Below are 22,816 nucleotides of genomic sequence, written 5' to 3'. Positions count from 1 at the left end.
CTGCAATAACCTTACAAGTGGGTGCTGGTATATGCCAGCAGCCGCCGAGGAATCAGTACCCCGCGCAGCGACTCACACAAGCCAATGAATTCGCCAAATTCGCTGTAAATACGCAGCAATTCAGCATCGTCGTGGTCAGTGCGTACCTTTTGCCCTTGGCGCAAGCGGATAATGATCGCTTCTTCGACAGTAATAGAGGGCAAATGCGGCAACGCGCTATCCAAAGGCAATAACACCGCATCCAGCGCTTCCAGACCTTGTTCCGCCAAAGCGCGTAACTCATCCAGCGTGTACATGCGGAATGCGCCAAATGGCTCGACCGATTCGCGCCGCAGCATGGAAACATACGCGCCACAGCCGAGCTGTTCGCCAATGTCTTCAACTAATGTGCGGATATACGTGCCTTTGCTACACACCACGTCCAGCGTGAGCGTATTGTTGGTACGTGCTAAAACGGTCAGGGAATGGATGGTGAGGTCACGGGCAGCGCGTTCCACTTCGATACCTTGACGCGCCAGTTTATAGAGCGGTTGCCCATCTTTTTTCAACGCGGAATACATCGGTGGAATTTGACTGATATTGCCGCGAAATTGCGTTAATACCGCTTCCAAATCAGCATCGCTAAACGCTGGAATCGGGCGCGGATTGAACTTTTCACCTTCAGCATCGCCAGTGGTGCTCACATACCCCAGTGTTGCAGTGGTGATATAACGCTTATCGGAATCGAGCAGGAAGGCAGAAACCTTGGTGGCTTCGCCAAAACAAACGGGTAACATGCCCGACGCAAGCGGATCAAGACTGCCCGTATGCCCCGCTTTTTCGGCGAGGAATAGGAAACGTGCATCTTGCAACACTTTATTGCTGGATGCGCCTAAACCTTTATCCAGCAACAAAATACCGTCGAGTTTACGAAAGCGGCGACGGCTCAAGATTCAGCCGCGCCTTTAGGGCTAGCAGCACCCTCATCAACATTATCGACTTCTTCAGCTTCTTCTTCATCGGCGTGACGGTCAGATGCAATCGCTTTGCTAATCAGCGCCGACAGCGCATTACCGCGTGATTGGGTATCGTCGTAGAAGAAGTGCAATGCCGGAGTCATGCGCAATTTCAGCAAATGCCCCAGTTCACGGCGCAGGAAACCGGCAGCGTGATTCAGGGCTTCTTGCGCTTCCAGACCTTGATCGGCTTGCAGCGCATCGAACCAAATCTTGGCATGGGCGAAGTCTTTGGAGACTTCTACATCCAGCACCGTAATCATACCAACGCGCGGATCCTTCACCCGATCGCGAATCAGCATGGCTACATCACGGCGGATTTGCTCGCCAACCCGATCGGCACGGGCGAAGCCTTGAGGGCGTGAATGTTGGGGCATCGCTTAGATCTTCCTTGCCACTTCAATCTTTTCATAACATTCGATGCTATCGCCCTTGCGCACGTCATTGTAGTCTTTGACCGCAATACCGCACTCTGTCCCCATGTGAACTTCTTTCACGTCATCACGGTGACGACGTAAGGATTCCAACTCACCGTTGAAAATCACCACATTGTCACGCAAGACGCGAATCGGCAGGCTACGGCGCATTGCACCATCGACCACCAAGCAACCCGCCACTTGACCCAGTTCGGAGGAACGGAAGACTTCGCGTACTTCTGCCAAACCAACGAAGACTTCGCGCACTTCCGGCGACAACAAGCCACTCATGACGGACTTAATATCATCAATAACTTCGTAAATAATGCTGTAGTAACGAATGGTAACGCCATTATCGGCTGCCGTTTTACGGGCGGTCGCATCGGTACGCACATTGAATGCAATCATGGTGGCTTTTGAAGCCGAGGCATGGTCAACGTCACTGGCACTAATACCGCCGACACCCGCAGCGACAATGCGAACTTCCACTTCATCCGTAGACAAACTGAGCAATTCGCTACGCAAGGCTTCCACACTACCTTGTACATCGGCTTTGATCAGTACATTCACTTGCGCACGTTCGCTTGCCTTCACTTGGGTGAAGAAATCTTCGGACTTGCTGACATGCTGCGCCGCAAAACGGGTATCACGCTGCTTTTCACGGCGTAATTCCGCAATTTCACGCGCTTTACGTTCATCGTTCAACACGACCACTTCATCACCAGCTTCTGGGGCGGCGGACAAACCGAGCACGGCAACTGGAATCGACGGCCCAGCTTCTTTCACGGGGCGACCGTTTTCGTCAAACATGGCACGCACACGACCATATTCTGCACCACATAACAGCAAGTCGCCGCGCCGCAATGTACCAGAACGTACCAAAACAGTGGCGACTGCACCACGCCCTTTTTCAATACTGGCTTCGATCACATGACCCGTCGCTGGCGAATCCACGGCGGCGGTCAGTTCTTGTACTTCTGCGACTAATAATAAGGTTTCCAGCAAAGCATCAATACCCTGACCGGTTTTCGCAGAAATTTGTACGACCGGAACATCACCGCCCCACGCTTCGGTATTGACTTCATACTGAGAAAGTTCGCTCAATACTTTATCAGGGTCAGCGCCTTGCTTGTCGATCTTGTTGATGGCAACCACCATCGGCACACCCGCCGCTTTCGCGTGCTTGATGGCTTCTTTGGTTTGCGGCATCACGCCATCGTCAGCCGCGACGATCAAGATAATAATGTCGGTAACACGTGCACCACGTTGGCGCATCTGGGTAAACGCAGCGTGTCCCGGTGTATCGAGGAACGTGACCGTGCCGTGATCCGTATCAACGTGATAAGCACCGATATGCTGAGTAATCCCGCCCGCTTCCCCTGCTGCCACACGGGTTTTGCGAATATAGTCGAGCAAGGAGGTTTTACCGTGGTCAACGTGACCCATGATCGTCACAACGGGTGGACGGGGCTTGACAGCATACTCGGTCACATCCTGTCCCATCATCACTGCCAGCAAAGCAGCATCATCCATTTCCTGCATCGGCTTAGCTTTGTGACCCAGCTCTTCTGTCACCAGAATCGCGGTATCTTGGTCGATGGCTTGGTTAATGGTCATCATCATGCCCATTTTCATCATCGCTTTGATAATGTCAGTGGCACGAATCGCCAACTTTTGCGCTAAGTCGGAAACGACGATGGTAGTGGGAATTTCGATTTCCTTGACCACGGGTGCTGTCGGTTTCTCAAAACCATGCTTAGCGTTATTGTTGTTTTGCTGGCGCGAATCGGGCTTGAACGCATCACGGCGACCACCGCTTTTGCCTTTACCTTTACCAGAACGATTACCACCGCTGCTCGGAACATGCAATTCTTCACGACCACCACGCCCGGTGACTTTGCTCTTGGCAGGTTTTTTGTCGCTTTTCTTGTCATCTGACGGTGTAGCTTCGCTATATTTTTCCACTACAGTGCTGGCGACGACAACAACTTTTTCAACTTCTGGCTCAACGGTTTCAACGACTTCACGCGTATCAACGACTTCGCGTGGTGCAAGTGATGGCTTAGGCTTTAATTTAGACGGTCGACGTTTTAAAGCAGAAGCCGCTTCTTCACGCGCAGCGGCTACCACTACATCGCGCTGCTCTCTAGCACTGAGATTGTCGTTGGGCGTAATCGCATTGCTGGCAACTGCTGGGGTAGCTACTACAGGTGCAACGGGTGCAACCGTAACAACGGACGCTGCAACAACGGCAGCAACGGGTTTGACTAGCGCAGGCGGCGGCGCAACCATAGGCTCTTTTACCACAACTTTTTCGGCAACGGGAACGACAATAGGCTCAACTACGGGTTGGGCGATAGGGGCAGGTTGCTGCGGTGGTTCGGCAACCACTTCTTTAACGATTTCAGCAGGCTGACGCTGCTCCATACGCTTAGCTTCAAGCTGACGACGATCCTGTTCCGTTTTATGGATAGCTGCTTCACGCGCTTGACGCTCAGCCGATAACTGACGCGCTAATTCCTCGGTACGACTAACACGCGCACCAGCCGCCGCCACTGGGGATGCAGGCGCAGCGTCATGACTCGGTTCATGGGATTGCCCACCCGTTGCAAACGTTTTTTTGTGTCTGACTTCGACACTCACCGTTTTACCGCGTGGCCCACCTGCACCGACGGTCATTTCACTGGTAGAACGACGTTTCAACGTAATTTTATTTCCGCTATTCGTCGTCGTGGTTGTGCCTTGGCGAATATGTGCTAACAACGTGAACTTTTGTGCATCCGTAATCCACGCATCGGGGCCGCTAACCTGAATACCTGCATCCTGTAACTGCTTGAGCAGAACTTCAACGGGGGCATTGATCATCTCGGCAAGTTTTTTGACTGCTATGTCCGACATTTATTCCTTACTCCCGCAGAATTACGCTTCTGCTTTATCGTCCGCGAACCACGGTTCACGAGCTTTCATGATCAAACTGGCTGCACGAGCCTCATCAATACCAGCCAATTCCATGAGTTCGTCCACAGATTGCTCGGCTAAATCTTCCATCGTGCAAATGCCTTGTGTTGCCAACTTGAAGGCCAAGGTATCATCCATGCCCTCCATATGCAGGAGATCTGCCGCTGGCAAGCGGGTATCCTGAGAAATCGCTTGAGACAGCAACGCCGTTTGGGCGCGGTCACGCAATTCATTAATAATCGTTTCGTCGAAGCCTTCAATCGCCATGAATTCTTCAATGGGGACGTAAGCGACTTCTTCTAAATTGGTAAAGCCCTCTTCGACCAAAATCACCGCAACTTCTTCATCCACATCCAGTTTTTCCATGAACAAACTGACTAAGGATTGTTGTTCTGCCTGTGTTTTAGCTTCAGCTTCTTCAACGCTCATCACATTGAGTGTCCAGCCAGTCAACTCGCTGGCAAGGCGCACATTCTGACCGCCACGACCGATGGCTTGTGAGAGTTTCTCACCGTCAACGCCGATGTCCATGCTCTTACTTTCCTCGTCAACAACGATGGAAAGCACTTCGGCGGGTGCCATCGCGTTCATCACGTAAGTGGCAATGTCTTCGTTCCATAATACGATATCAACACGCTCTTTGCCGCCCAATTCGTTGGTTACGGTCTGAATACGCGAACCACGCATCCCCACGCAAGCACCAATCGGATCAATGTTAGGCAAGTTGGCACGAACGGCAACTTTAGCGCGTGAACCGGCATCACGGGCAGCACCCATAATATCAATCATTTCCTGACTAACTTCAGGCACTTCCAACTTCATCAACTCAATGAGGAAGTTGACATCGGAGCGGCTCACAATGATTTGCGGACCACGCATGTCTTGATAGATTTCTTTCAAGTAACCGCGCACCCGTGCACCGACGTGCAACATTTCACCGGGCACCATTTCTTCACGGGGGATGAATGCTTCGGCATTTTCACCGAGATCCAACACGATACCTTTGCGGTCAGCACGTTTCACCACGCCCATGATCAAATGACCCACACGGTCGCGGTAAGCAGAAACGACCTTTTCACGCTCCGCTTCACGCACCTTGGCAACGATAACTTGCTTAGCCGTTTGCGCCGCAATCCGTCCAAAATCAACAGAGGGGATGGACTCCTCGACGTAATCACCAATCGCCACAGTCAAACCACGCGCAGTGGCGTAGCTCTCCAGAATTTGACGTTCTGGGCTTTCAAATTCAGGGTCTTCATCATCGACGACCTTCCAACGACGGTATGTCTCATAATCGCCGGTTTGACGATTAACGGAGACACGCGCATCCATACCCATGCCGTAACGCTTACGGGTAGCCATTGCTAATGCGGTTTCCACTGCTTGGAAAATTAATTCCTTGCTGACATTTTTTTCATTGGAAACTGCATCGACAACGTAGAGAATTTCTTTATTCATGCGTGTTTACCGCCCTTGCGCTGAGGTCGAATGTCCAAAACGACTCGCCCACGATCAATAATTTCGTAGGGAATTTCATATACAGTACCTTCCACCTCCATCACGATGTGAGCATCGTTAACCGCTTGTAACTTACCAACGAAGTTACGGCGTTTTTCCACGGGGAGGCGAGTGCGCACTTTAATGTGTTTGCCCACATAAAGAGCATAGTGCGCAGGAATGAATAATACCCGGTCAATACCCGGTGAAGACACTTCAAGAATATAGGCTACAGGAATCAGGTCGTCTACGTCGAGCGATGCACCCAACTGATTACTGACACGTCCACAATCGTCTACGGTAATGCCTTGGTCTGAATCGATAAAAACACGTAGTAACGCGCTTTCTGTTTGAGGGCGATACTCATATCCCCATAAATCATAACCGAGACCAGTGACGGTGGTGGTGATCAGCGTATCAAGTCTTTCTTGCATTACGTCTTTAGTACCTTCCTGGGTAGCACATAATAAAAAAGGCCCTTAAGGGGCCTTCTTGTATTTGGTAGCGGGGGCAGGATTTGAACCTGCGACCTTCGGGTTATGAGCCCGACGAGCTGCCAGACTGCTCCACCCCGCATCAGAGGGACGAACTATAAAGCAAAGGTTTGAGCCTTGCAAGCTTTATCGAAACAAAACGTGAAATTAACGGACATGACGGTAAATGAACCCCGGAAAAGCGAATACCATGAACAATGCCAAGGTCACTGCATAGAATTCCCAGTCTTGTGGATGGATAGATCCCATCGCACGCTGTTCCAATAACAACGCGATACCGCCTACAACAAAATACAACACAAACCATTCCAGCAAACGCAACCACATCGACTTCGTGTCACATTGCAAGATCAAGAAACACCGTTGGCTCAACCATGGCAGGTTCGCTAATAGCAGGGCGAGGGCAATAAACCCCCACTGAAATACCGATAAACTCATAAATGACTAGTCACCATTGCTGCCGAACAAATACCCATCAAAGCACTAGGGAATAATCCCAATAGCACCATGAGCACGCCATTTACACTAATCAACACCGTAAAATCCAGATCTGCCTTAATGGGTGCGTCTTGCTCGGGTTTATCGAAATACATCATCTTGATCGCACGCAGGTAGTAATACGCCCCAATCACCGACATCAACACCATAAACACGGCAGGCCACAAGTAACCCGCTTGCATGACCGCTTGAATGATCGACAACTTGGCATAGAAACCCACGGTAGGTGGAATACCTGCCATCGAAAACAAAAAGACCATCATAACAAACGCATACCACGGGTTACGCTCATTCAAGCCTTTCAAATCATCCAGCGTTTCCGCTTCAAACCCTTCCCTACCCAACAAAATCAGGATAGCAAAGCCGCCTGCTGCCATCATCGCATACGTAATGGTGTAAAACAGTGCTGCGCTGTACCCGTCTGTCGTACCAGTCATTGCGCCCAACAAAATAAACCCCATGTGCGCAATCGTCGAATAAGCCAACATGCGTTTCAGGTTAAGTTGTGCAATCGCCACAAAATTACCGAGAAACACGGATAATAACCCGAATACCAACAGCAACTGTGCCCAGCCCGCTTGTGCTGTGCCCATGGATTCTGCGAGTACACGCAACAACATGGCTAAGGCGGCAACTTTCGGCACACTGCCCAAAAACATCGTCACGGCAGTCGGCGCACCTTGATACACATCCGGTACCCACATGTGAAACGGCACTGCCCCAAATTTGAAGGAGATCCCTGCGACGATGAACACCAGCGCAAACAACAAAGGAATATTTTCCAACACATTTTGCGCACTAACGTAAGCCAATACTTCGGTCAGCTCCAACTTGCCGCTTAAGCCATACAGGATAGAAATACCGTACAGCAATAAGCCTGAGGCCACCGCGCCGAGCACAAAATATTTCATCGCCGCTTCAGATGAGCGTCCATCATCGCGATTAAACGCCACCAAGGCATACATCGACAATGCCAACAATTCCAAACCGAGGTAGACCACCAGCAAATGATTGGCGGAAACCATGATCAGCATCCCCAATACAGCAAACAGTGCCAACAAGAAAAACTCACTTTGCCAGATATTTTGATCTTTCAGGTACTTACGCGCATAGACAAACACACCGAAAGTCAGCAGCAAAATGCTGATTTTCAAAACACCTGCCAAGTCATCACTGACATACATGCCATTCAGACCTGTAGTCTTATTACCGTCCATCGCCCCGTAAGCCAGCAACGCGGTTGCCAGCACCGCTACTTGAGTCAAAAGGTACGAAACCATCCGACAGTCTTCGCGCAAAAACACATCAATCAACAGAATCAAGCAAATGGTACTCAGCAGAAAAATCTCTGGCATCGCAATGGCAATATTCATTACAAGCACCCTCCCGCAAAGCCGATGCACAATTTGCTCTGCAAGGCATGAGCTAACAGATTTTCAATTGACACTTCCATCACATCCGTTAAGGGTTGAGGCCATAAGCCGAGCAAGAGCACTGCCGCTGCCAAGATTGACAGCATCCAAAACTCACGCCGCCCAATATCGTGCAACTCCGCCACTTCCGCATTTTTAACGTCACCGAAGAGCACGCGCTTCACCAACCACAGAGTATAAGCTGCGCCGACAATCAATGTCGTTGCTGCCGTAAAGGCAATCCACGGACTAGCTCTAAAACTTGCCAAAATAACCATGAATTCCCCAACAAATCCTGATGTCCCCGGCAAACCCGTGTTCGCCATTGCAAACAAGACATACAATGCCGCAAACGTTGGCATCCGATTCGCCACCCCGCCGTAAGCATTAATATCGCGAGTGTGCATCCGGTCATACAACACGCCGATGCACAAGAACATCGCACCAGAAATAAAGCCATGCGACACCATCTGTACCATACCGCCCTGAAGTGCTAATACTGCACTCCCCATTGCCGCTGGGTCTTTTAGAGCGGTTGCCATACTGTACACCATGAAAAATGCCAAGGTGACAAACCCCATATGCGCAATCGAGGAATAAGCCACCAGCTTTTTCATATCCTGCTGCACCAAGGCAACAAAACCGATATACACCACCGCAGTCAGCGACATCAAAATGACCAACCAATCCAATTGTGCAGCAGCATCCGGCACGATAGGTAGGGCAAACCGCAAGAAAGCATAGCCCCCTACCTTCAAGGTAATCGCCGCCAGCACCACCGAACCGCCTGTCGGGGCTTCCACGTGAGCATCCGGCAACCACGTATGCACTGGCCACATGGGCACTTTCACCCCAAACGCCAGCAAAAACGATAAGAAAATAAGGATTTGTGGAGTTTTCTCAATCGGTAATTTGTGCAAATCAGCGACCGCAAAACTCCCCCCTAGCTGATACAGGTAGATCAAACTAATCAGCAAGAAGACTGAGCCGAAGAAGGTATACAGGAAGAACTTAATGGTCGCATAAACACGCCGCGCCCCACCCCAGATACCGATAATCAAGAACAAGGGAATCAACATTGCCTCGAATAAAATGTAGAACAGCATCGCATCCAATGCTGCAAACACGCCATTCACAATCCCACCCATGATCAAGAAAGCCGCCATGTATTGCGAGACACGGTAGGTAATCACCTCCCACCCCGCAATCACCACGATCACCGTAATAAAGGTGTCAGCAGAATCAACGGCATCGAAATACCATCAATCCCCAGATGGTAATTGATATTGAACGCCTCAACCCAAGGGATCAACTCGACAAACTGCATGGCAGGCGTCGTCGAGTCAAAGCCGCTATACAACGGCAAGCTGATCAAGAACGTCAGTAACGCGACACCCTAACGCAAATTGCTTCGCGCCCGAACGATCCCCGACAATCAGGACACCCATCCCACCGACAATCGGCAGCCAGATTAAAAAACTTAGTATTGGCAAATCAAGCATGTGCATTCCTAGCTAAAACCAACGGGCCTAGAAGAACAAAAACCAAGTAAGCATCAACAGGATGCCTGCCACCATCGAAAAGGCATAATGGTATAAGTATCCGGTTTGCACCTGACGCGCTAAACCAGAGAACCACCCCACCGCTTTGGCAGTACCATTCACAATAAAGCCATCAATCATCAAGCGCTCACCCACTGACCACAGCGCGTTACCTATACCAATAGAACCTTTGGCAAATACCCGCTGATTAAAATCATCCACGTAATATTTCTGATCTAACAAAGTATGTAACCAGCGGAACTTGTCATACGCCCAACGCGCCAGCGCATCATCTTTGAGGTAAATGTACCAAGCCAGCCCCAAACCCGACATCGCCAACCAAAACGGTGGCGCCATCAAACCGTGTAAAATGAAGCCCACTACGCCATGATACCCAGCACTGATTTCCTCAATACCCGTATGTAACAGCACCGTACCAAAACTCCGCTCAACATTGTGAGCAGCATCGTTCACAAAAATAGCTTTGTTGAAGAAATCGCCCACAACCATTGGGTCAAGCAAGTAGCCTGCCAATACCGATGGAATCGCCAACATCATCAATGGCACAGTCACCACCCACGGCGACTCGTGCGGCTTACCGCCATGCCCATGATGCGCATCATGACCGTGTCCGTCATCATCATGACCGTGTGAATCAAAACGTTCCTTCCCGTGAAATACCAAGAAGAACATGCGGAAACTGTAGAATGCCGTCACAAACACACCCAATAACACCAAGGTATACGCATACCCTGACGCCCACAAATGGGATTCATGTACCGCTTCAATAATTAAATCTTTAGAGAAGAATCCAGAAAAACCGGGGAAACCAATCAATGCCAACGAGCCGATTAAGGAAGTCCAATACGTGATAGGCATGTACTTCTTCAAGCCGCCCATCTTGCGAATGTCTTGCTCATGGTGCATCGCCATAATGACTGAACCCGCCGCCAAGAACAGCAACGCCTTAAAGAATGCGTGCGTCATCAAATGGAAAACACCTGCTGAATACGCCGACGCACCCAATGCCACCGTCATATAGCCGAGCTGCGACAGCGTGGAATACGCCACGACACGCTTAATGTCATTCTGCACAATACCGATCAAGCCCATAAAGAACGCGGTCGTTGCACCAATGATTAAAATAAAGTTCAGGGCGGTTTCAGACAATTCAAAAATCGGTGACATACGCGCCACCATGAAAATGCCTGCTGTTACCATCGTCGCAGCATGGATCAGTGCTGAAATCGGGGTAGGCCCTTCCATTGAATCTGGCAACCAAACATGTAAAGGTACTTGTGCCGATTTACCCATTGCCCCAATGAATAATAAAATCGCAATAACGGTGGGAACATGCCACTCAATATCTGAAATAATCGGCATACCACCACCGGAGATGCCATTCATATTAGAAAATGTCTGGACATAATCCAACGTCCCGCAATACATCAGAATTGCGGCAATACCCAGCAAAAATCCAAAGTCACCGACACGGTTCACCAAAAACGCCTTCATATTGGCAAAAATGGCGGTTTCCTTTTTAAACCAGAAACCAATCAACAAGTACGAGACCAAACCCACCGCTTCCCAGCCAAAGAACAACTGCAAAAAGTTGTTGCTCATAACCAGCATCAGCATCGAGAACGTAAACAAGGAAATATAGCTGAAGAATCGTTGATAACCAGGATCTTCCGCCATGTAGCCAACGGTATAGATATGCACCATCAACGAAACAAACGTCACCACCAGCAGCATCATAGTACTGAGGTTATCGAGCATAAAGCCGACTTCAAAACGAATGTCCGCAATCATTGCCCACGTATATACCGTGCCGTTATACGTATTGCCATTGCCCATCACATCATAAGCAACATAAACCGACAGCAAAAACGCCACCGCCACGCCCAAAATCGTGACCCAATGCGCACCGGCACGCCCAATCTTTTTCCCAAACAGCCCCGCTGCAATCGCCCCGAACAACGGCGCAAGCGGAATCGCTAAATAGATCGCTTCCATCGCTTACCCCCTCATTGCATCAAGTTGTTCGACATTGATCGTGCGCCGATTACGGAACAAAACCACCAAAATCGCGAGACCAATCGCCGCTTCTGCTGCGGCCACCGTCAGGATAAAGAATACAAACACCTGCCCCGCCATATCCCCCAAGTAATGGGAAAACGCCACGAAGTTCAGGTTCACCGCCAGCAACATCATCTCGACACACATCAATAGAATCAGCACATTCTTACGGTTGATAATCATGCCAGCGATGCTGATCGCAAACAGCACTGCTGCCACGATCAGGAAATGCGACAAAGGGATCATGCTTGCTCCTTCGTTTCAGATTTCATCTTCACCAGACGTACCCGGTCTGCACGTTTCACCTGCACCTGTTGGCTAATGTCTTGTTTGCGCGAATCAGGGCGACGCCGCAAGGTCAGCACAATCGCCGCCATAATCGCCACCACCAAAATCACCGCAGCGATTTCAAACGGGTACACATAGTCGGTATACAAGATCATACCCAAAGCTTCGGTATTGTTTTCCGGCGCTGGCACTGTCGGCGCAGCAATCTGGAAGGGTGCACTCTGCAACACCATGATCATTTCTACTGCAATCACCGCAGCAACCCCGAAACCGACCGGCGCGTACTTCGCAAAACCTTCTTTCAACGGGTCTGTGTTCAAATCCAGCATCATAATAACGAAGAGGAACAGCACCATCACCGCCCCAACGTACACTAACACCAGTACCAGTCCAAGGAATTCCGCCTCCAACAGCAACCACAATGCGGCACTGGTGAAAAAGCTCAGAATCAAGCACAACGCCGCATACACGGGGTTACGCACCGTCACCATACCCACCGCCGCTGCGATTAATACGGCGGAAAACAGGTAAAAGATAATCTGCTCGAATATCATGCTTGCACTATCTCCCAAGCCTTAACGGTACGCTGCATCGGCTGCTTTCATTTGAGCGATTTCAGCTTCGTGCTTATCGCCAATTGCCAGCAGTTTCTCTTTGGTCTGAATATTTTCACCACGATTTTCAAAGTGATACTCGAAAATATTCGTTTCCACAATCGCATCCACCGGACAGGCTTCTTCACAGAAACCGCAGTAAATGCACTTAAACATGTCTATGTCGTAGCGCGTGGTACGGCGTGTGCCGTCGGGACGCTCTTCTAAATCAATCGTGATTGCCAGTGCAGGGCAAACCGCTTCGCACAGCTTGCAGGCAATGCAACGTTCTTCACCATTCGGGTAACGCCGCAGTGCGTGATGCCCACGAAAACGGTTGGAAATCGGCGTTTTCTCTTCTGGATATTGGATAGTGATTTTGCGCTCGAAGAAATATTTTCCCGTCACGCCCATGCCTTGCAGCAACTCTTGCAGGCTGAATGTCTTGAAATAATGTTTCCAATTGAAACTCATATCAGCCTCCTTACAGCCACGGTTTCCAGCCCAGCGCAATCGCCAGACCTTCCGCAAAAATCCACACCAGTGTCACTGGGATCAGAATCTTCCACCCCAAGCGCATGATTTGGTCATAACGGTAACGCGGGAACGTGGCGCGAAACCAAAAGAACAGCAGCATGAAGAACGATGCCTTCAGCAATAACCAGTGAATACCATCCCCAAAGAACAGCCCGATCACCGGCGTATCCGTCAAAAACGTCAGCCCTTGGAACGGTGACAACCACCCACCCAAAAACAGCAATGAAGTCAGCGCGGCAATCAGCCACATATTGGCGTATTCCGCGAGGAAGAAAATCGAGAATGCCATGCCGGAATATTCCACATGGAAACCCGCTACGATCTCAGATTCACCTTCCGCCACGTCAAACGGCGCACGGTTGGTTTCTGCCACACCGGAAATAAAATACACCACGAACAAACCAAACAACGGCCACACAAACCAGCTAAACACGCTACCCGATTGCGCCCGCACAATATCGCCCAGATTCAAACTGCCCGATGCCATCAGCACCCCAACCAGCGCGAATCCCATCGCAATTTCATACGACACCATCTGCGCCCCAAGGCGCATTGCACTCAATTGCGCATACTTAGAATTCGATGCCCAACCCGCAATAATGACCCCGTAAATCCCCAAGGAAGTCAGTGCCAGCAAGAACAATAGCCCAGCATTCACATCCGCCAGAACCATGCCATCACTGAACGGAATCACCGCCCAAGCCGCAAACGCAGGCCCCATTGCCAACAATGGCGCAATCAAAAACAAGAAGCGGTTGGATTTCGCAGGAACAACAATTTCCTTGAAAATCAGCTTGAACATATCCGCAAACGGCTGTAACAAGCCTTTGAAACCGACCCGATTTGGCCCTACGCGCACCTGCATGAAACCGATGATTTTGCGTTCGGCGTAAGTCGCATACGCTACCAGCAGGATCAGTGGCAACACAATCGCTACGACTTTGATCAGAATGAGCAGCAACGTGACCATCCACACTGGGAGGAATGCGCCGAAGAAATTTGCGAGTATTTCCATCATTCCCCTACCCTGCCTTTGCTATCTGAAGCGAACCAAAAGCTGCACCCAATACATTGGATACCTCAAGACCGGACTGCACACCCACACAACCGACGGGAATACCCTCATCCAGTTGTGCTGGCAGCGTGACAGCAGCAGCACCTTGCGACACTTTCACCGCATCACCCGCCGCAATACCCATGCTAGCGGCATCCTGCGGATTCAAATGCACCTCTGCTGTTGGCATCATGGCTTGCAGGGCTTTGGCACGACGTACCAGCGGGTCAACACGATACATTTCTACGTCACCAATACGTTGGAAACCGTCAGCAGAAAAGGGCTTATGCAATACATCCTTACCCTCTGCGCTGTACGCATTACTGCACGTCTCGACGCCATCCAATTCCAAGTGCAACTCAGCAACGATTTCTTCAGTCGCCACCCAGTCAAATTCAGGCACACCGACACTATTACCGAGAACACGCAATACTTTCCAAGTGGGACGCGCTTCACCCGGTGGCTCAGTCGTTCCTTTGAAAGATTGCCACTGACCTGCCACATTGCAGAATGTGCCAGAGGTTTCCGCAAACGTTGAACCGGGCAGCAACACCGTAGCATACTGGCGAGTAGTCTCATCAGCGAATGGCGCAATCACGATCACATTTTGCGCCGCCGTCAACGCCTGCACCGCCTGCTGCGGATTGCCAAAATCTGCCAATTCGGTGTTCAGCAACACAAACGTGCGGGTATTTTCATTCAGAAATTCGCCGACAGGCACACCCGGCTGCTTCAGTTCACGCCCAGCAGACAAGCGGTGTGGCACAACACCTGCCACCCATGCACCCACTGAGTTAGCACTTTCCACCAAATAACCGAAGGTAGCACCCGTTTGTTGCGCAATACGGTAAGCTAAGGCACGTAATGCGGCAAAATCAGGATGCTGATTGGCAACATTGCCCAGTAAAACCGTGGCATGTTCTGCCTGTTTCAGCGTCGCCATCACGCCATTGTCGGGATCATTAACAATCGCTTGCAGGGCTTGCAACATCTCCACTGGCGCAACGGCTTGTTGTGTCACGGTATAGTTGAAAGTAAATGCACGCGGGTTCAACGCCATCACTTGCGCACCCTTGAGTACCGCTTTACGAAGGCGGTGATTCAGTAACGGCTGCTCTTGGCGCACGTTAGAGCCGATCAGAAAAACAGCGTTTTGCTGTTCCAATTGTGCAATAGGCATTCCCAATGATGGGCAAATTGGCGCAGCATTCTGATCACTGAAATCCGTCTGACGTAAACGGTGATCAATGTTGCGGATATTCAAACCACGCATCAAGCGCTGGAACAAATACAACTCTTCCACAGTAGATGTCGCATTTGCCAATGCGCCCGTGCGTGCCGGATCAGCCGCCCGTAAAATTTCTGCCGTCGCCTCTAAGGCTTGTTGCCAACTGGCTTCGTACCAATGTCCATCACGCTTAAGCATCGGCTTGGTAAGCCGGTCAGCACTGGCAATACCTTGGTAACTGAAACGGTCGCGGTCAGAAATCCAACATTCATTAATAGCATCGTTTTCACGCGGCACTGCACGCACCACTTCCTTGCGGAAGGTATGCACCTGAAGGTGAGAACCAACGCAATCGTGCGGAGCAATGGCATCGTGTGCCTGTAATTCCCAAGCGCGTGCTTTGTAACGGGAAGGTTTTGCCGTTAATGCGCCTACTGGGCAAAGGTCGATGACATTACCGGAGAGTTCGGACTTGAGCGTTTTCTCAATATACGTGCCAATTTCCAAACGGTCGCCACGCCCTACCCCACCCATTTCACGCATCCCAGCGATTTCATCACCGAAACGTACACAGCGGGTACATTGAATACAGCGGGTCATTTCCGTTTCAATCAGCGCCCCAATGTCTTTATCTTGCACGACACGCTTGATTTCGGCGTATTGCGATTTGGTGCTGCCATAACCGACCGACACATCCTGCAATTCGCACTCACCACCCTGATCGCAAATTGGGCAATCCAGCGGGTGATTGATCAGCAGGAATTCCATGATGGCTTTCTGGGCATTTTTAGCCTTTTCGGAGCGCGTCCAGAATTTCATCCCCGCATTAACGGGGGTTGCACATGCAGGGACAACTTTGAAAGATTTCTCCATTTCCACCAAGCACATCCGGCAGTTTGCCGCGACCGACAGCTTTTTGTGGTAACAGAAACGCGGAATAACCACCCCGTGTTTATCAGCCACTTCAATCAGCATCGCACCTTTGCGAGCCTGAACTGGCTGGTCATTAATTTCAATTGTGACGAATTCTTCTGCCATGATTTATCCTCGCCCCACCATGCTGCGTCCGTGCTCGACGTAGTATTCAAATTCTGCACGGAAATGCTTCACGAAACTCCACACGGGCATTGCGGCAGCTTCACCGAGCGCACAAATGGAACGACCTTCGATATTGTGGGAAATCTCTTCCAACCGCGTCACGTCTTCCAGTTTGCCTTTGCCTTCTACGATACGGGTCAACATGCGGTACAACCAACCCGTACCTTCACGGCAAGGCGTACATTGACCACAGGATTCGGAGAAATAAAAGCGTGAAATGCGTTGCAATACTTTGACCATATCGGTGGTCTCATCCATCACAATGACCGCGCCCGAACCGAGGTAAGAGCCTGCTTTAGCGATGGTGTCGTAATCCATCGTCAACCCCATCATCAACTCACCCGGCAACACGGGGACGGAAGAGCCACCCGGAATCACCGCTTTGAGCTTGTGTCCATTACGCACACCGCCCGCCATTGCCAGCAATTCGGGAAACGGTGTCCCCATTGGAATCTCAAAATTACCCGGTTTATTTAAATGCCCGGACATGGAAAATAACTTTTCGCCACCCGCATTTTTGACCCCAAGATCCGCGAACCACTTACCACCATTGCGCATAATGACCGGAATCGACGACAGTGTTTCGGTGTTATTAATCGTGGTCGGGCGACCGTATAGCCCGAAACTCGCGGGAAAGGGTGGCTTGAAACGCGGCTGACCTTTTTTGCCTTCCAACGACTCCAGCAGCGCGGTCTCTTCACCGCACACATACGCCCCTGCACCGAGTGTGCCATACAGGTCGAAATCAACACCCGACCCTTGAATATTTTTGCCCAGCAAACCGAGTTCGTAGGCTTCTTTCACCGCTTGCTCGAAATGGATGAACGGCTCATCCATGAATTCGCCACGCATATAATTGTAGCCGACGGTTGCTCCAATGCTATATCCCGCAATCGCCATGCCCTCGACCAATGCGTGCGGGTTAAAACGCAAAATGTCACGATCTTTGCACGTACCCGGCTCAGATTCGTCCGAGTTGCAGACGATGTATTTTTGCCCCGGCATATCGCGTGGCATAAAACTCCACTTCATACCAGTAGGGAAGCCTGCACCACCGCGTCCGCGCAAACCGGAATCTTTGATTTCTTCAATCACTTCAACGGCTGGGGTTTTTTCGGCAAGGATTTTACGCCATGCTTGATAGCCACCGACTTTTAAGTAGCTTTCCAGCGTGTGGGCTTGGTCGCCAAATTGGGTTGTAATAAAACAGACTTGATTTGCCATACGCTTACTCCAGTCCGTCCAAAATCTCATCCACTTTTTCAGAGGTGAGATGGGTGTGATATACATGATTGACTTGCATCATCGGCGCACTGCTGCACGCGGCGAGGCATTCCTCTTCGACTTTGAGGAAGAACTTGCCATCTGGTGTGGATTCGCCCAATTTGATACCAAGTTTGCTTTCGATGTGTTCCAGAATACCGTCAGAACCACACAACATGCAGGAGACATTGGTACAAATCGAAATGCTGTATTTTGCCGCCGCTTTGGCATCCATTTCGTACATGGAATAAAAGCTAGCCACTTCATACACGGCAATTTCGGGCAGACCGAGATAGTCAGCCACCGCATCCATTTTTTCGCGGGATAAATAATGGTCTTCGTGCATCACAGCGCGTAACGCTGCCAGCAATGCCGATTGCTTTTTATCCGCCGGATAACGCGCCAGCCAACTATCAATCTCTGCACGCTCGTGGTGGTTGAGCAAGTCGCTTTTACGCTTGAGCATCGTAATAGGATGTTCAGTCATCAACGGTCAACCTCCCCGAAAACAATATCTTGTGTACCGATAATCGCCACCACATCCGCCAGCATATGACCTTTGGTCATCTCATCCAGCGCGGACAAATGCGCAAACCCCGGCGCACGCACTTTCAAACGGTATGGCTTGTTCGCACCGTCTGACACAATATAGCAGCCAAATTCACCTTTAGGGTGTTCAACAGCGGCATACGCCTCACCTTCTGGCAAGCAATAGCCTTCGGTCATCAACTTGAAGTGTTGGATCAAAGCCTCCATGTCCTGCTTCATCTCACCGCGTTTGGGTGGAGCAACTTTGCTGTCTTCCAACATCACCGCTCCGGGATTAACGCGCAACCATTGGATGCACTGCTGAATAATGCGGTTGGATTGGCGCATTTCTTCGACCCTCACCAAATAGCGGTCGTAGCTATCGCCCTGCACACCCACGGGAATATCGAAGTCCATCTTGTCGTAAGCCGCATACGGTTGCTTCTTACGCAAATCCCATTCCACACCCGAACCGCGCAGCATTGCACCACTAAACCCTAGTTGCAGAGCGCGTTCCGGCGACACAACACCGATACCGACAAGACGCTGTTTCCAGATGCGGTTGTCGGTCAGCAGCGTTTCGTATTCATCCACATAACCGGGGAAGCGGTTAGTGAAATCTTCCAAGAAGTCCAGCAACGAGCCACCACGGTTCGCGTTTAAACGCTTAGCTTCGGCTTCGGTGCGGAAACGGTTCGGCAGGAATTGCGGCATCACATCCGGCAAATCGCGGTAAACGCCGCCTGGACGGTAATATGTCGCGTGCAAACGTGCGCCAGATACGGCTTCATACGCATCCATTAAGTCTTCGCGTTCACGGAAGGCGTACAGGAACATGGTCATTGCCCCCACGTCCAGCGCGTGTGCGCCAATCCACAGCAAGTGATTGAGAATACGGGTGATTTCGTCGAACATGGTGCGAATGTAGAGCGCACGTTCTGGCGGGGTAATCCCCAGCAGCTTCTCAATCGCCAGCACGTAACCGTGTTCGTTGCACATCATCGACACATAATCAAGACGATCCATGTAACCGATGCTTTGGTTATACGGTTTGCTCTCTGCCAGCTTTTCCGTGCCACGGTGCAACAAGCCAATGTGCGGGTCAGCACGAACGATGGTTTCCCCATCCATTTCCAGCACCAGACGCAACACACCATGCGCTGCGGGGTGAGCCGGACCAAAGTTCAGCGTAAAATTGCGAATTTCAGGCATTAGTCTTCACGCTCCACGGCAGGGAAAAAATGCTGGTCAGCACGGATCGTGCGTGGCACCAATATTCGTGCTTCAATGGACACTGGCTCATAAATCACGCGCTTTTGTGCGGCGTCATAACGCATTTCCACATGCCCAATCAGTGGGAAATCTTTACGGAAGGGATGCCCAACGAAGCCATAATCGGTCAAAATACGGCGCAAATCAGGATGCCCAGCAAACATGATCCCAAACAAATCAAAGGCTTCACGTTCATACCAATTCGCAGAACTCCACACTTCAACCAATGAGGGGATAACTGGAAAATCGTTATCATCACAGCGCGTGCGTACCCGAATGCGTATATTGCGACTCACCGACAACAAATGAATCACCACTGCAAAACGCTTACCAGCAAACGCAGATTCACCGTCTTGCTCACCAAAATCAAACGGATCAGCTTCACCTGCCTGTACCGCACGACTGAAGCCACTACGGGAAGCGGTGGTAACATCCCATTCCGCATCGCCATAAGTGAGGTAATCCACGCCACACAGATCAGTCAACTGGGCGCAATCCAGCATGTCATCGTGTCGCAAAAAACGGCAGACTTCCAACCACTGGCTGGCTGGCACATCCAGCGTCAGCTCCCCTACCGCAAGCACTGCTGATGACAATTTGTCACCAAGCTCCTCTTGGAGATAATCCTTGATGAATTCGAGTGATACAGCCATGAATTACCGCGCTATCGTGTTAGTTCGACGAATCTTGTTCTGCAACTGGATAATTCCATACAGCAGGGCTTCCGCAGTGGGAGGGCAACCGGGCACGTAAATATCGACAGGTACGATACGGTCACAACCACGCACCACCGCATAGGAATAATGATAGTAGCCACCGCCATTCGCGCAAGACCCCATCGAAATAACCCAGCGCGGCTCTGCCATTTGATCATAGACCTTACGCAAAGCCGGTGCCATTTTGTTGGTTAGCGTGCCCGCCACGATCATCACGTCGGATTGGCGCGGGCTTGGGCGGAATACAATACCGAAACGGTCTAAATCGTAACGTGAAGCCCCTGCGTGCATCATTTCGACCGCACAGCACGCCAGACCAAAGGTCATCGGCCACAACGAGCCGGTACGCGCCCAGTTGATCAGCGCATCGGCTGTCGTGGTCACGAAGCCTTTTTCGAGAATTCCTTCTACTCCCATTCCAATGCCCCTTTCTTCCACTCGTAGATAAAACCAACTATGAGGATAGTCAGGAAAATGCCCATTGCAACAATGCCGGGCACGCCAATGGTGTCGAGCACCACCGCCCAAGGGAACAGAAAGGCAATTTCAAGATCGAAGATGATGAAGAGGATCGCTACCAAATAATAGCGCACATCAAACTTGATACGAGAATCTTCAAACGCGGGGAAGCCGCACTCAAACGGCGAATCTTTTTCTGCGTCCGGTCGGCGTGGGCCTGCAAGCAACCCCAAGCTTAGCAATACCACTGCTAAGCCAAAACCGACTGCCAGAAAAACGAGAATGGGTAGGTATTCTCCTAGCATACTAAACTCCTGGTGCAAACCGTAGTGTTCTCTCCAAACCACTCGGCTGTCTGTGATGAGTGATTCCAAACACACATTGTTTGTACCACTATTTCGTTATGCAGTCGAATATAACGGTGCATGAATCACAGATTAATTCCCCAAAGTGGGTATTGTCAGGTTTTAGCAAGAATTAGGCTGAAAAGCAAAAAGCCCATCATCTTACGATGATAGGCTTTTTCTATATGGTACCGACGACCGGACTCGAACCGGTACAGCTTGCGCCACTACCCCCTCAAGATAGCGTGTCTACCAATTCCACCACGTCGGCAAAGCAGGCGCGAATGATACCCTACTATTTCTTTTCTTGCACGGGTTTTTCACTCTCTATTGGGTTTTTCTCATCAACCGCCGGTTTCTCTTCTGTTTTTGCCGCTGGTGCGGGCGGAACATCACTGGCAGCGTTACCAGCCGCTACGGGTGCAGGTGGCACATCACTAGTGGGTACGGCGACTGGAGGCGTTACTTCCGTTTTCGTCGCAGCAGGTGCTGCTGAACCCATAATGCTACCGGATTCAATGGTACGACCGGATGCAAGAAACGCTAATGCCAATGCCACCAAGAAGAACATTGTCGCCAGAATCCCCGTGGTACGGCTTAGGAAATTGGCTGAACCTTGCGAGCCAAACACCGTCCCTGACGCGCCGCTACCAAACGCAGCCCCCGCATCCGCACCTTTACCCTGTTGCATTAAAATCAACACAATCATGGCAACAGAAACAACGATCAACACGATCAACAAGACATTGTATAACATAGCGTTTTTATTAACCTTAATTTCCGGCTCTACAAATGGCTAAGAACTCTTGTGCATCCAATGCTGCACCACCGATCAAGCCACCGTCAATATCCGGCATTGCAAACAATTCAGCAGCATTCGCGCCTTTGACGCTGCCACCATATAAAATTTGTACTTTTGCAGCCACTGCTTCATTCAGTGCTGCCAGTTTGCCCCGAATAAACGCATGAACATCTTGCGCTTGCTGGGGGCTAGCGGTTTTACCCGTACCAATCGCCCAAACAGGTTCGTAAGCAATCACGCCATCGGTCAGTGCTTCCACACCTTCCAACGCAATCACTGCATCTAATTGGCGAGCAACCACCGCCTCGGTAATGCCTGCTTCACGCTCATCCAGCGTTTCACCCACACACAAAATAGGCTTGATACCCTGCTTACGTGCCGCCGCAAACTTACGCGCCGTATCGGCATCCTGTTCGCCGTAAATTGCACGGCGCTCAGAGTGACCCACAATCGCGTAAGTACAGCCGAACTCTTTCAGCATCGCACCCGAGACTTCGCCAGTAAAAGCACCTGCGTCTTGATCCGCAATATCCTGAGAACCCAAACCAATAGGACTTCCAGCCACCAGTCCTTGCGTCATGGGAATGTAGACATAAGGAGGACAAACCGCCACTGCCACATTATCCATGCTTTTCAGCCCTGCCAAAATACCACCCATCAAAGACTCGATACTCGTCTTTGAACCATTTAGTTTCCAGTTACCTGCAACCAATTTTTGACGCATAACTCCACCTCTCTTTCAAG

General features: G+C 50.6%; 21 protein-coding genes, 2 tRNA genes and 1 pseudogene. All 24 read right to left on the bottom strand.

Features of this window, described 5'->3' with window-relative positions:
• Positions 1 to 11 precede the first annotated feature (11 nt).
• The 24 genes and pseudogenes from truB to tpiA all read right to left on the bottom strand — a co-directional run bounded on the left by truB (position 12) and on the right by tpiA (position 22,796).
• Positions 12 to 929 carry a tRNA pseudouridine(55) synthase TruB gene (gene truB, locus J1836_RS11915; protein WP_242632805.1) on the bottom strand — a complete coding sequence of 306 codons (918 nt, stop codon included), beginning with the start codon at positions 927 to 929 and terminating at the stop codon, positions 12 to 14.
• The gene (rbfA, locus tag J1836_RS11910) at positions 926 to 1,372 is read right to left on the bottom strand and encodes a 30S ribosome-binding factor RbfA (protein ID WP_207251286.1); all 447 of its coding nucleotides are present in this window, start codon (positions 1,370 to 1,372) and stop codon (positions 926 to 928) included. The genes truB and rbfA overlap by 4 nt, the downstream gene beginning before the upstream one ends.
• 3 nt (positions 1,373 to 1,375) lie before the next feature.
• Complete coding sequence (gene infB / locus J1836_RS11905) at positions 1,376 to 4,309, bottom strand: translation initiation factor IF-2 (protein WP_207251285.1); 2,934 nt, start codon at positions 4,307 to 4,309, stop codon at positions 1,376 to 1,378.
• Positions 4,310 to 4,330: 21 nt separating this feature from the next.
• Positions 4,331 to 5,827: a transcription termination factor NusA gene (gene nusA / locus J1836_RS11900; RefSeq protein WP_207251284.1), complete on the bottom strand. Its 1,497-nt coding sequence runs from the start codon at positions 5,825 to 5,827 to the stop codon at positions 4,331 to 4,333.
• Positions 5,824 to 6,300: a ribosome maturation factor RimP gene (gene rimP, locus J1836_RS11895; RefSeq protein WP_207251283.1), complete on the bottom strand. Its 477-nt coding sequence runs from the start codon at positions 6,298 to 6,300 to the stop codon at positions 5,824 to 5,826. Before rimP ends, nusA begins: the two co-directional genes overlap by 4 nt.
• Positions 6,301 to 6,365: 65 nt before the next feature.
• Positions 6,366 to 6,442: transfer RNA gene (locus J1836_RS11890), tRNA-Met, on the bottom strand.
• A gap of 65 nt (positions 6,443 to 6,507) precedes the next feature.
• On the bottom strand, positions 6,508 to 6,798 hold the full coding sequence (locus J1836_RS11885) for a DUF2818 family protein (RefSeq protein WP_207251282.1): 291 nt from the start codon (positions 6,796 to 6,798) through the stop codon (positions 6,508 to 6,510).
• Positions 6,795 to 8,231 carry an NADH-quinone oxidoreductase subunit NuoN gene (gene nuoN / locus J1836_RS11880; protein ID WP_207251281.1) on the bottom strand — a complete coding sequence of 479 codons (1,437 nt, stop codon included), beginning with the start codon at positions 8,229 to 8,231 and terminating at the stop codon, positions 6,795 to 6,797. The genes J1836_RS11885 and nuoN overlap by 4 nt, the downstream gene beginning before the upstream one ends.
• Positions 8,231 to 9,772: pseudogene (locus J1836_RS11875) on the bottom strand (NADH-quinone oxidoreductase subunit M). The gene nuoN and the pseudogene J1836_RS11875 overlap by 1 nt, the downstream one beginning before the upstream one ends.
• Positions 9,773 to 9,799: 27 nt before the next feature.
• Positions 9,800 to 11,827 carry an NADH-quinone oxidoreductase subunit L gene (gene nuoL / locus J1836_RS11870; RefSeq protein WP_207251280.1) on the bottom strand — a complete coding sequence of 676 codons (2,028 nt, stop codon included), beginning with the start codon at positions 11,825 to 11,827 and terminating at the stop codon, positions 9,800 to 9,802.
• Positions 11,828 to 11,830: 3 nt separating this feature from the next.
• Positions 11,831 to 12,136 carry an NADH-quinone oxidoreductase subunit NuoK gene (gene nuoK / locus J1836_RS11865; protein ID WP_207251279.1) on the bottom strand — a complete coding sequence of 102 codons (306 nt, stop codon included), beginning with the start codon at positions 12,134 to 12,136 and terminating at the stop codon, positions 11,831 to 11,833.
• Complete coding sequence (locus J1836_RS11860) at positions 12,133 to 12,732, bottom strand: NADH-quinone oxidoreductase subunit J (RefSeq protein ID WP_207251278.1); 600 nt, start codon at positions 12,730 to 12,732, stop codon at positions 12,133 to 12,135. Before J1836_RS11860 ends, nuoK begins: the two co-directional genes overlap by 4 nt.
• Before the next feature lie 21 nt (positions 12,733 to 12,753).
• On the bottom strand, positions 12,754 to 13,245 hold the full coding sequence (gene nuoI, locus J1836_RS11855) for an NADH-quinone oxidoreductase subunit NuoI (protein WP_207251277.1): 492 nt from the start codon (positions 13,243 to 13,245) through the stop codon (positions 12,754 to 12,756).
• A gap of 10 nt (positions 13,246 to 13,255) precedes the next feature.
• Positions 13,256 to 14,326, bottom strand: coding sequence for an NADH-quinone oxidoreductase subunit NuoH (gene nuoH, locus J1836_RS11850; protein WP_207251276.1), 1,071 nt, complete (start codon positions 14,324 to 14,326; stop codon positions 13,256 to 13,258).
• A gap of 4 nt (positions 14,327 to 14,330) precedes the next feature.
• Entirely contained in the window at positions 14,331 to 16,628 is a 2,298-nt protein-coding gene (gene nuoG, locus J1836_RS11845; protein ID WP_207251275.1) for an NADH-quinone oxidoreductase subunit NuoG, read from the bottom strand.
• A gap of 3 nt (positions 16,629 to 16,631) precedes the next feature.
• Positions 16,632 to 17,912, bottom strand: a complete 1,281-nt coding sequence (nuoF, locus tag J1836_RS11840) for an NADH-quinone oxidoreductase subunit NuoF (RefSeq protein WP_207251274.1) — start codon at positions 17,910 to 17,912, stop codon at positions 16,632 to 16,634.
• 4 nt (positions 17,913 to 17,916) lie between these two features.
• Positions 17,917 to 18,438: an NADH-quinone oxidoreductase subunit NuoE family protein gene (locus tag J1836_RS11835; protein ID WP_207251273.1), complete on the bottom strand. Its 522-nt coding sequence runs from the start codon at positions 18,436 to 18,438 to the stop codon at positions 17,917 to 17,919.
• Positions 18,438 to 19,691: an NADH-quinone oxidoreductase subunit D gene (locus J1836_RS11830; RefSeq protein WP_207251272.1), complete on the bottom strand. Its 1,254-nt coding sequence runs from the start codon at positions 19,689 to 19,691 to the stop codon at positions 18,438 to 18,440. Before J1836_RS11830 ends, J1836_RS11835 begins: the two co-directional genes overlap by 1 nt.
• The gene (locus J1836_RS11825; RefSeq protein WP_207251271.1) at positions 19,691 to 20,404 is read right to left on the bottom strand and encodes an NADH-quinone oxidoreductase subunit C; all 714 of its coding nucleotides are present in this window, start codon (positions 20,402 to 20,404) and stop codon (positions 19,691 to 19,693) included. Before J1836_RS11825 ends, J1836_RS11830 begins: the two co-directional genes overlap by 1 nt.
• A 3-nt stretch (positions 20,405 to 20,407) precedes the next feature.
• Positions 20,408 to 20,884, bottom strand: a complete 477-nt coding sequence (locus J1836_RS11820) for a NuoB/complex I 20 kDa subunit family protein (RefSeq protein WP_202717941.1) — start codon at positions 20,882 to 20,884, stop codon at positions 20,408 to 20,410.
• Positions 20,875 to 21,231: an NADH-quinone oxidoreductase subunit A gene (locus tag J1836_RS11815; RefSeq protein WP_207251270.1), complete on the bottom strand. Its 357-nt coding sequence runs from the start codon at positions 21,229 to 21,231 to the stop codon at positions 20,875 to 20,877. The genes J1836_RS11820 and J1836_RS11815 overlap by 10 nt, the downstream gene beginning before the upstream one ends.
• A 225-nt stretch (positions 21,232 to 21,456) precedes the next feature.
• Positions 21,457 to 21,541: transfer RNA gene (locus J1836_RS11810), tRNA-Leu, on the bottom strand.
• 24 nt (positions 21,542 to 21,565) lie between these two features.
• Positions 21,566 to 22,027 (bottom strand): preprotein translocase subunit SecG, encoded by a 462-nt coding sequence (gene secG / locus J1836_RS11805; RefSeq protein ID WP_207251269.1) that lies wholly within the window; start codon positions 22,025 to 22,027, stop codon positions 21,566 to 21,568.
• Between the two features lie 16 nt (positions 22,028 to 22,043).
• On the bottom strand, positions 22,044 to 22,796 hold the full coding sequence (tpiA, locus tag J1836_RS11800; RefSeq protein WP_207251268.1) for a triose-phosphate isomerase: 753 nt from the start codon (positions 22,794 to 22,796) through the stop codon (positions 22,044 to 22,046).
• Between the last annotated feature and the right edge of the window lie 20 nt (positions 22,797 to 22,816).

The sequence above is a fragment of the Thiothrix fructosivorans genome, from assembly GCF_017349355.1.
In the GTDB taxonomy this organism is placed as follows: Bacteria; Pseudomonadota; Gammaproteobacteria; order Thiotrichales; family Thiotrichaceae; genus Thiothrix; species Thiothrix fructosivorans.
This window is presented reverse-complemented; position numbering and strand designations above follow the sequence as displayed.

Excerpts from the sequence above, each read along its gene's own strand:
- rbfA (WP_207251286.1), bottom strand. The coding sequence starts at position 1,372 with ATGCCCCAACATTCACGCCCTCAAGGCTTCGCCCGTGCCGATCGGGTT.
- infB (WP_207251285.1), bottom strand. The coding sequence starts at position 4,309 with ATGTCGGACATAGCAGTCAAAAAACTTGCCGAGATGATCAATGCCCCC.
- nusA (WP_207251284.1), bottom strand. The coding sequence starts at position 5,827 with ATGAATAAAGAAATTCTCTACGTTGTCGATGCAGTTTCCAATGAAAAA.
- rimP (WP_207251283.1), bottom strand. The coding sequence starts at position 6,300 with ATGCAAGAAAGACTTGATACGCTGATCACCACCACCGTCACTGGTCTC.
- J1836_RS11885 (WP_207251282.1), bottom strand. The coding sequence starts at position 6,798 with ATGAGTTTATCGGTATTTCAGTGGGGGTTTATTGCCCTCGCCCTGCTA.
- nuoN (WP_207251281.1), bottom strand. The coding sequence starts at position 8,231 with ATGAATATTGCCATTGCGATGCCAGAGATTTTTCTGCTGAGTACCATT.
- nuoL (WP_207251280.1), bottom strand. The coding sequence starts at position 11,827 with ATGGAAGCGATCTATTTAGCGATTCCGCTTGCGCCGTTGTTCGGGGCG.
- nuoK (WP_207251279.1), bottom strand. The coding sequence starts at position 12,136 with ATGATCCCTTTGTCGCATTTCCTGATCGTGGCAGCAGTGCTGTTTGCG.
- J1836_RS11860 (WP_207251278.1), bottom strand. The coding sequence starts at position 12,732 with ATGATATTCGAGCAGATTATCTTTTACCTGTTTTCCGCCGTATTAATC.
- nuoI (WP_207251277.1), bottom strand. The coding sequence starts at position 13,245 with ATGAGTTTCAATTGGAAACATTATTTCAAGACATTCAGCCTGCAAGAG.
- nuoH (WP_207251276.1), bottom strand. The coding sequence starts at position 14,326 with ATGATGGAAATACTCGCAAATTTCTTCGGCGCATTCCTCCCAGTGTGG.
- nuoG (WP_207251275.1), bottom strand. The coding sequence starts at position 16,628 with ATGGCAGAAGAATTCGTCACAATTGAAATTAATGACCAGCCAGTTCAG.
- nuoF (WP_207251274.1), bottom strand. The coding sequence starts at position 17,912 with ATGGCAAATCAAGTCTGTTTTATTACAACCCAATTTGGCGACCAAGCC.
- J1836_RS11835 (WP_207251273.1), bottom strand. The coding sequence starts at position 18,438 with ATGACTGAACATCCTATTACGATGCTCAAGCGTAAAAGCGACTTGCTC.
- J1836_RS11830 (WP_207251272.1), bottom strand. The coding sequence starts at position 19,691 with ATGCCTGAAATTCGCAATTTTACGCTGAACTTTGGTCCGGCTCACCCC.
- J1836_RS11825 (WP_207251271.1), bottom strand. The coding sequence starts at position 20,404 with ATGGCTGTATCACTCGAATTCATCAAGGATTATCTCCAAGAGGAGCTT.
- J1836_RS11820 (WP_202717941.1), bottom strand. The coding sequence starts at position 20,884 with ATGGGAGTAGAAGGAATTCTCGAAAAAGGCTTCGTGACCACGACAGCC.
- J1836_RS11815 (WP_207251270.1), bottom strand. The coding sequence starts at position 21,231 with ATGCTAGGAGAATACCTACCCATTCTCGTTTTTCTGGCAGTCGGTTTT.
- secG (WP_207251269.1), bottom strand. The coding sequence starts at position 22,027 with ATGTTATACAATGTCTTGTTGATCGTGTTGATCGTTGTTTCTGTTGCC.
- tpiA (WP_207251268.1), bottom strand. The coding sequence starts at position 22,796 with ATGCGTCAAAAATTGGTTGCAGGTAACTGGAAACTAAATGGTTCAAAG.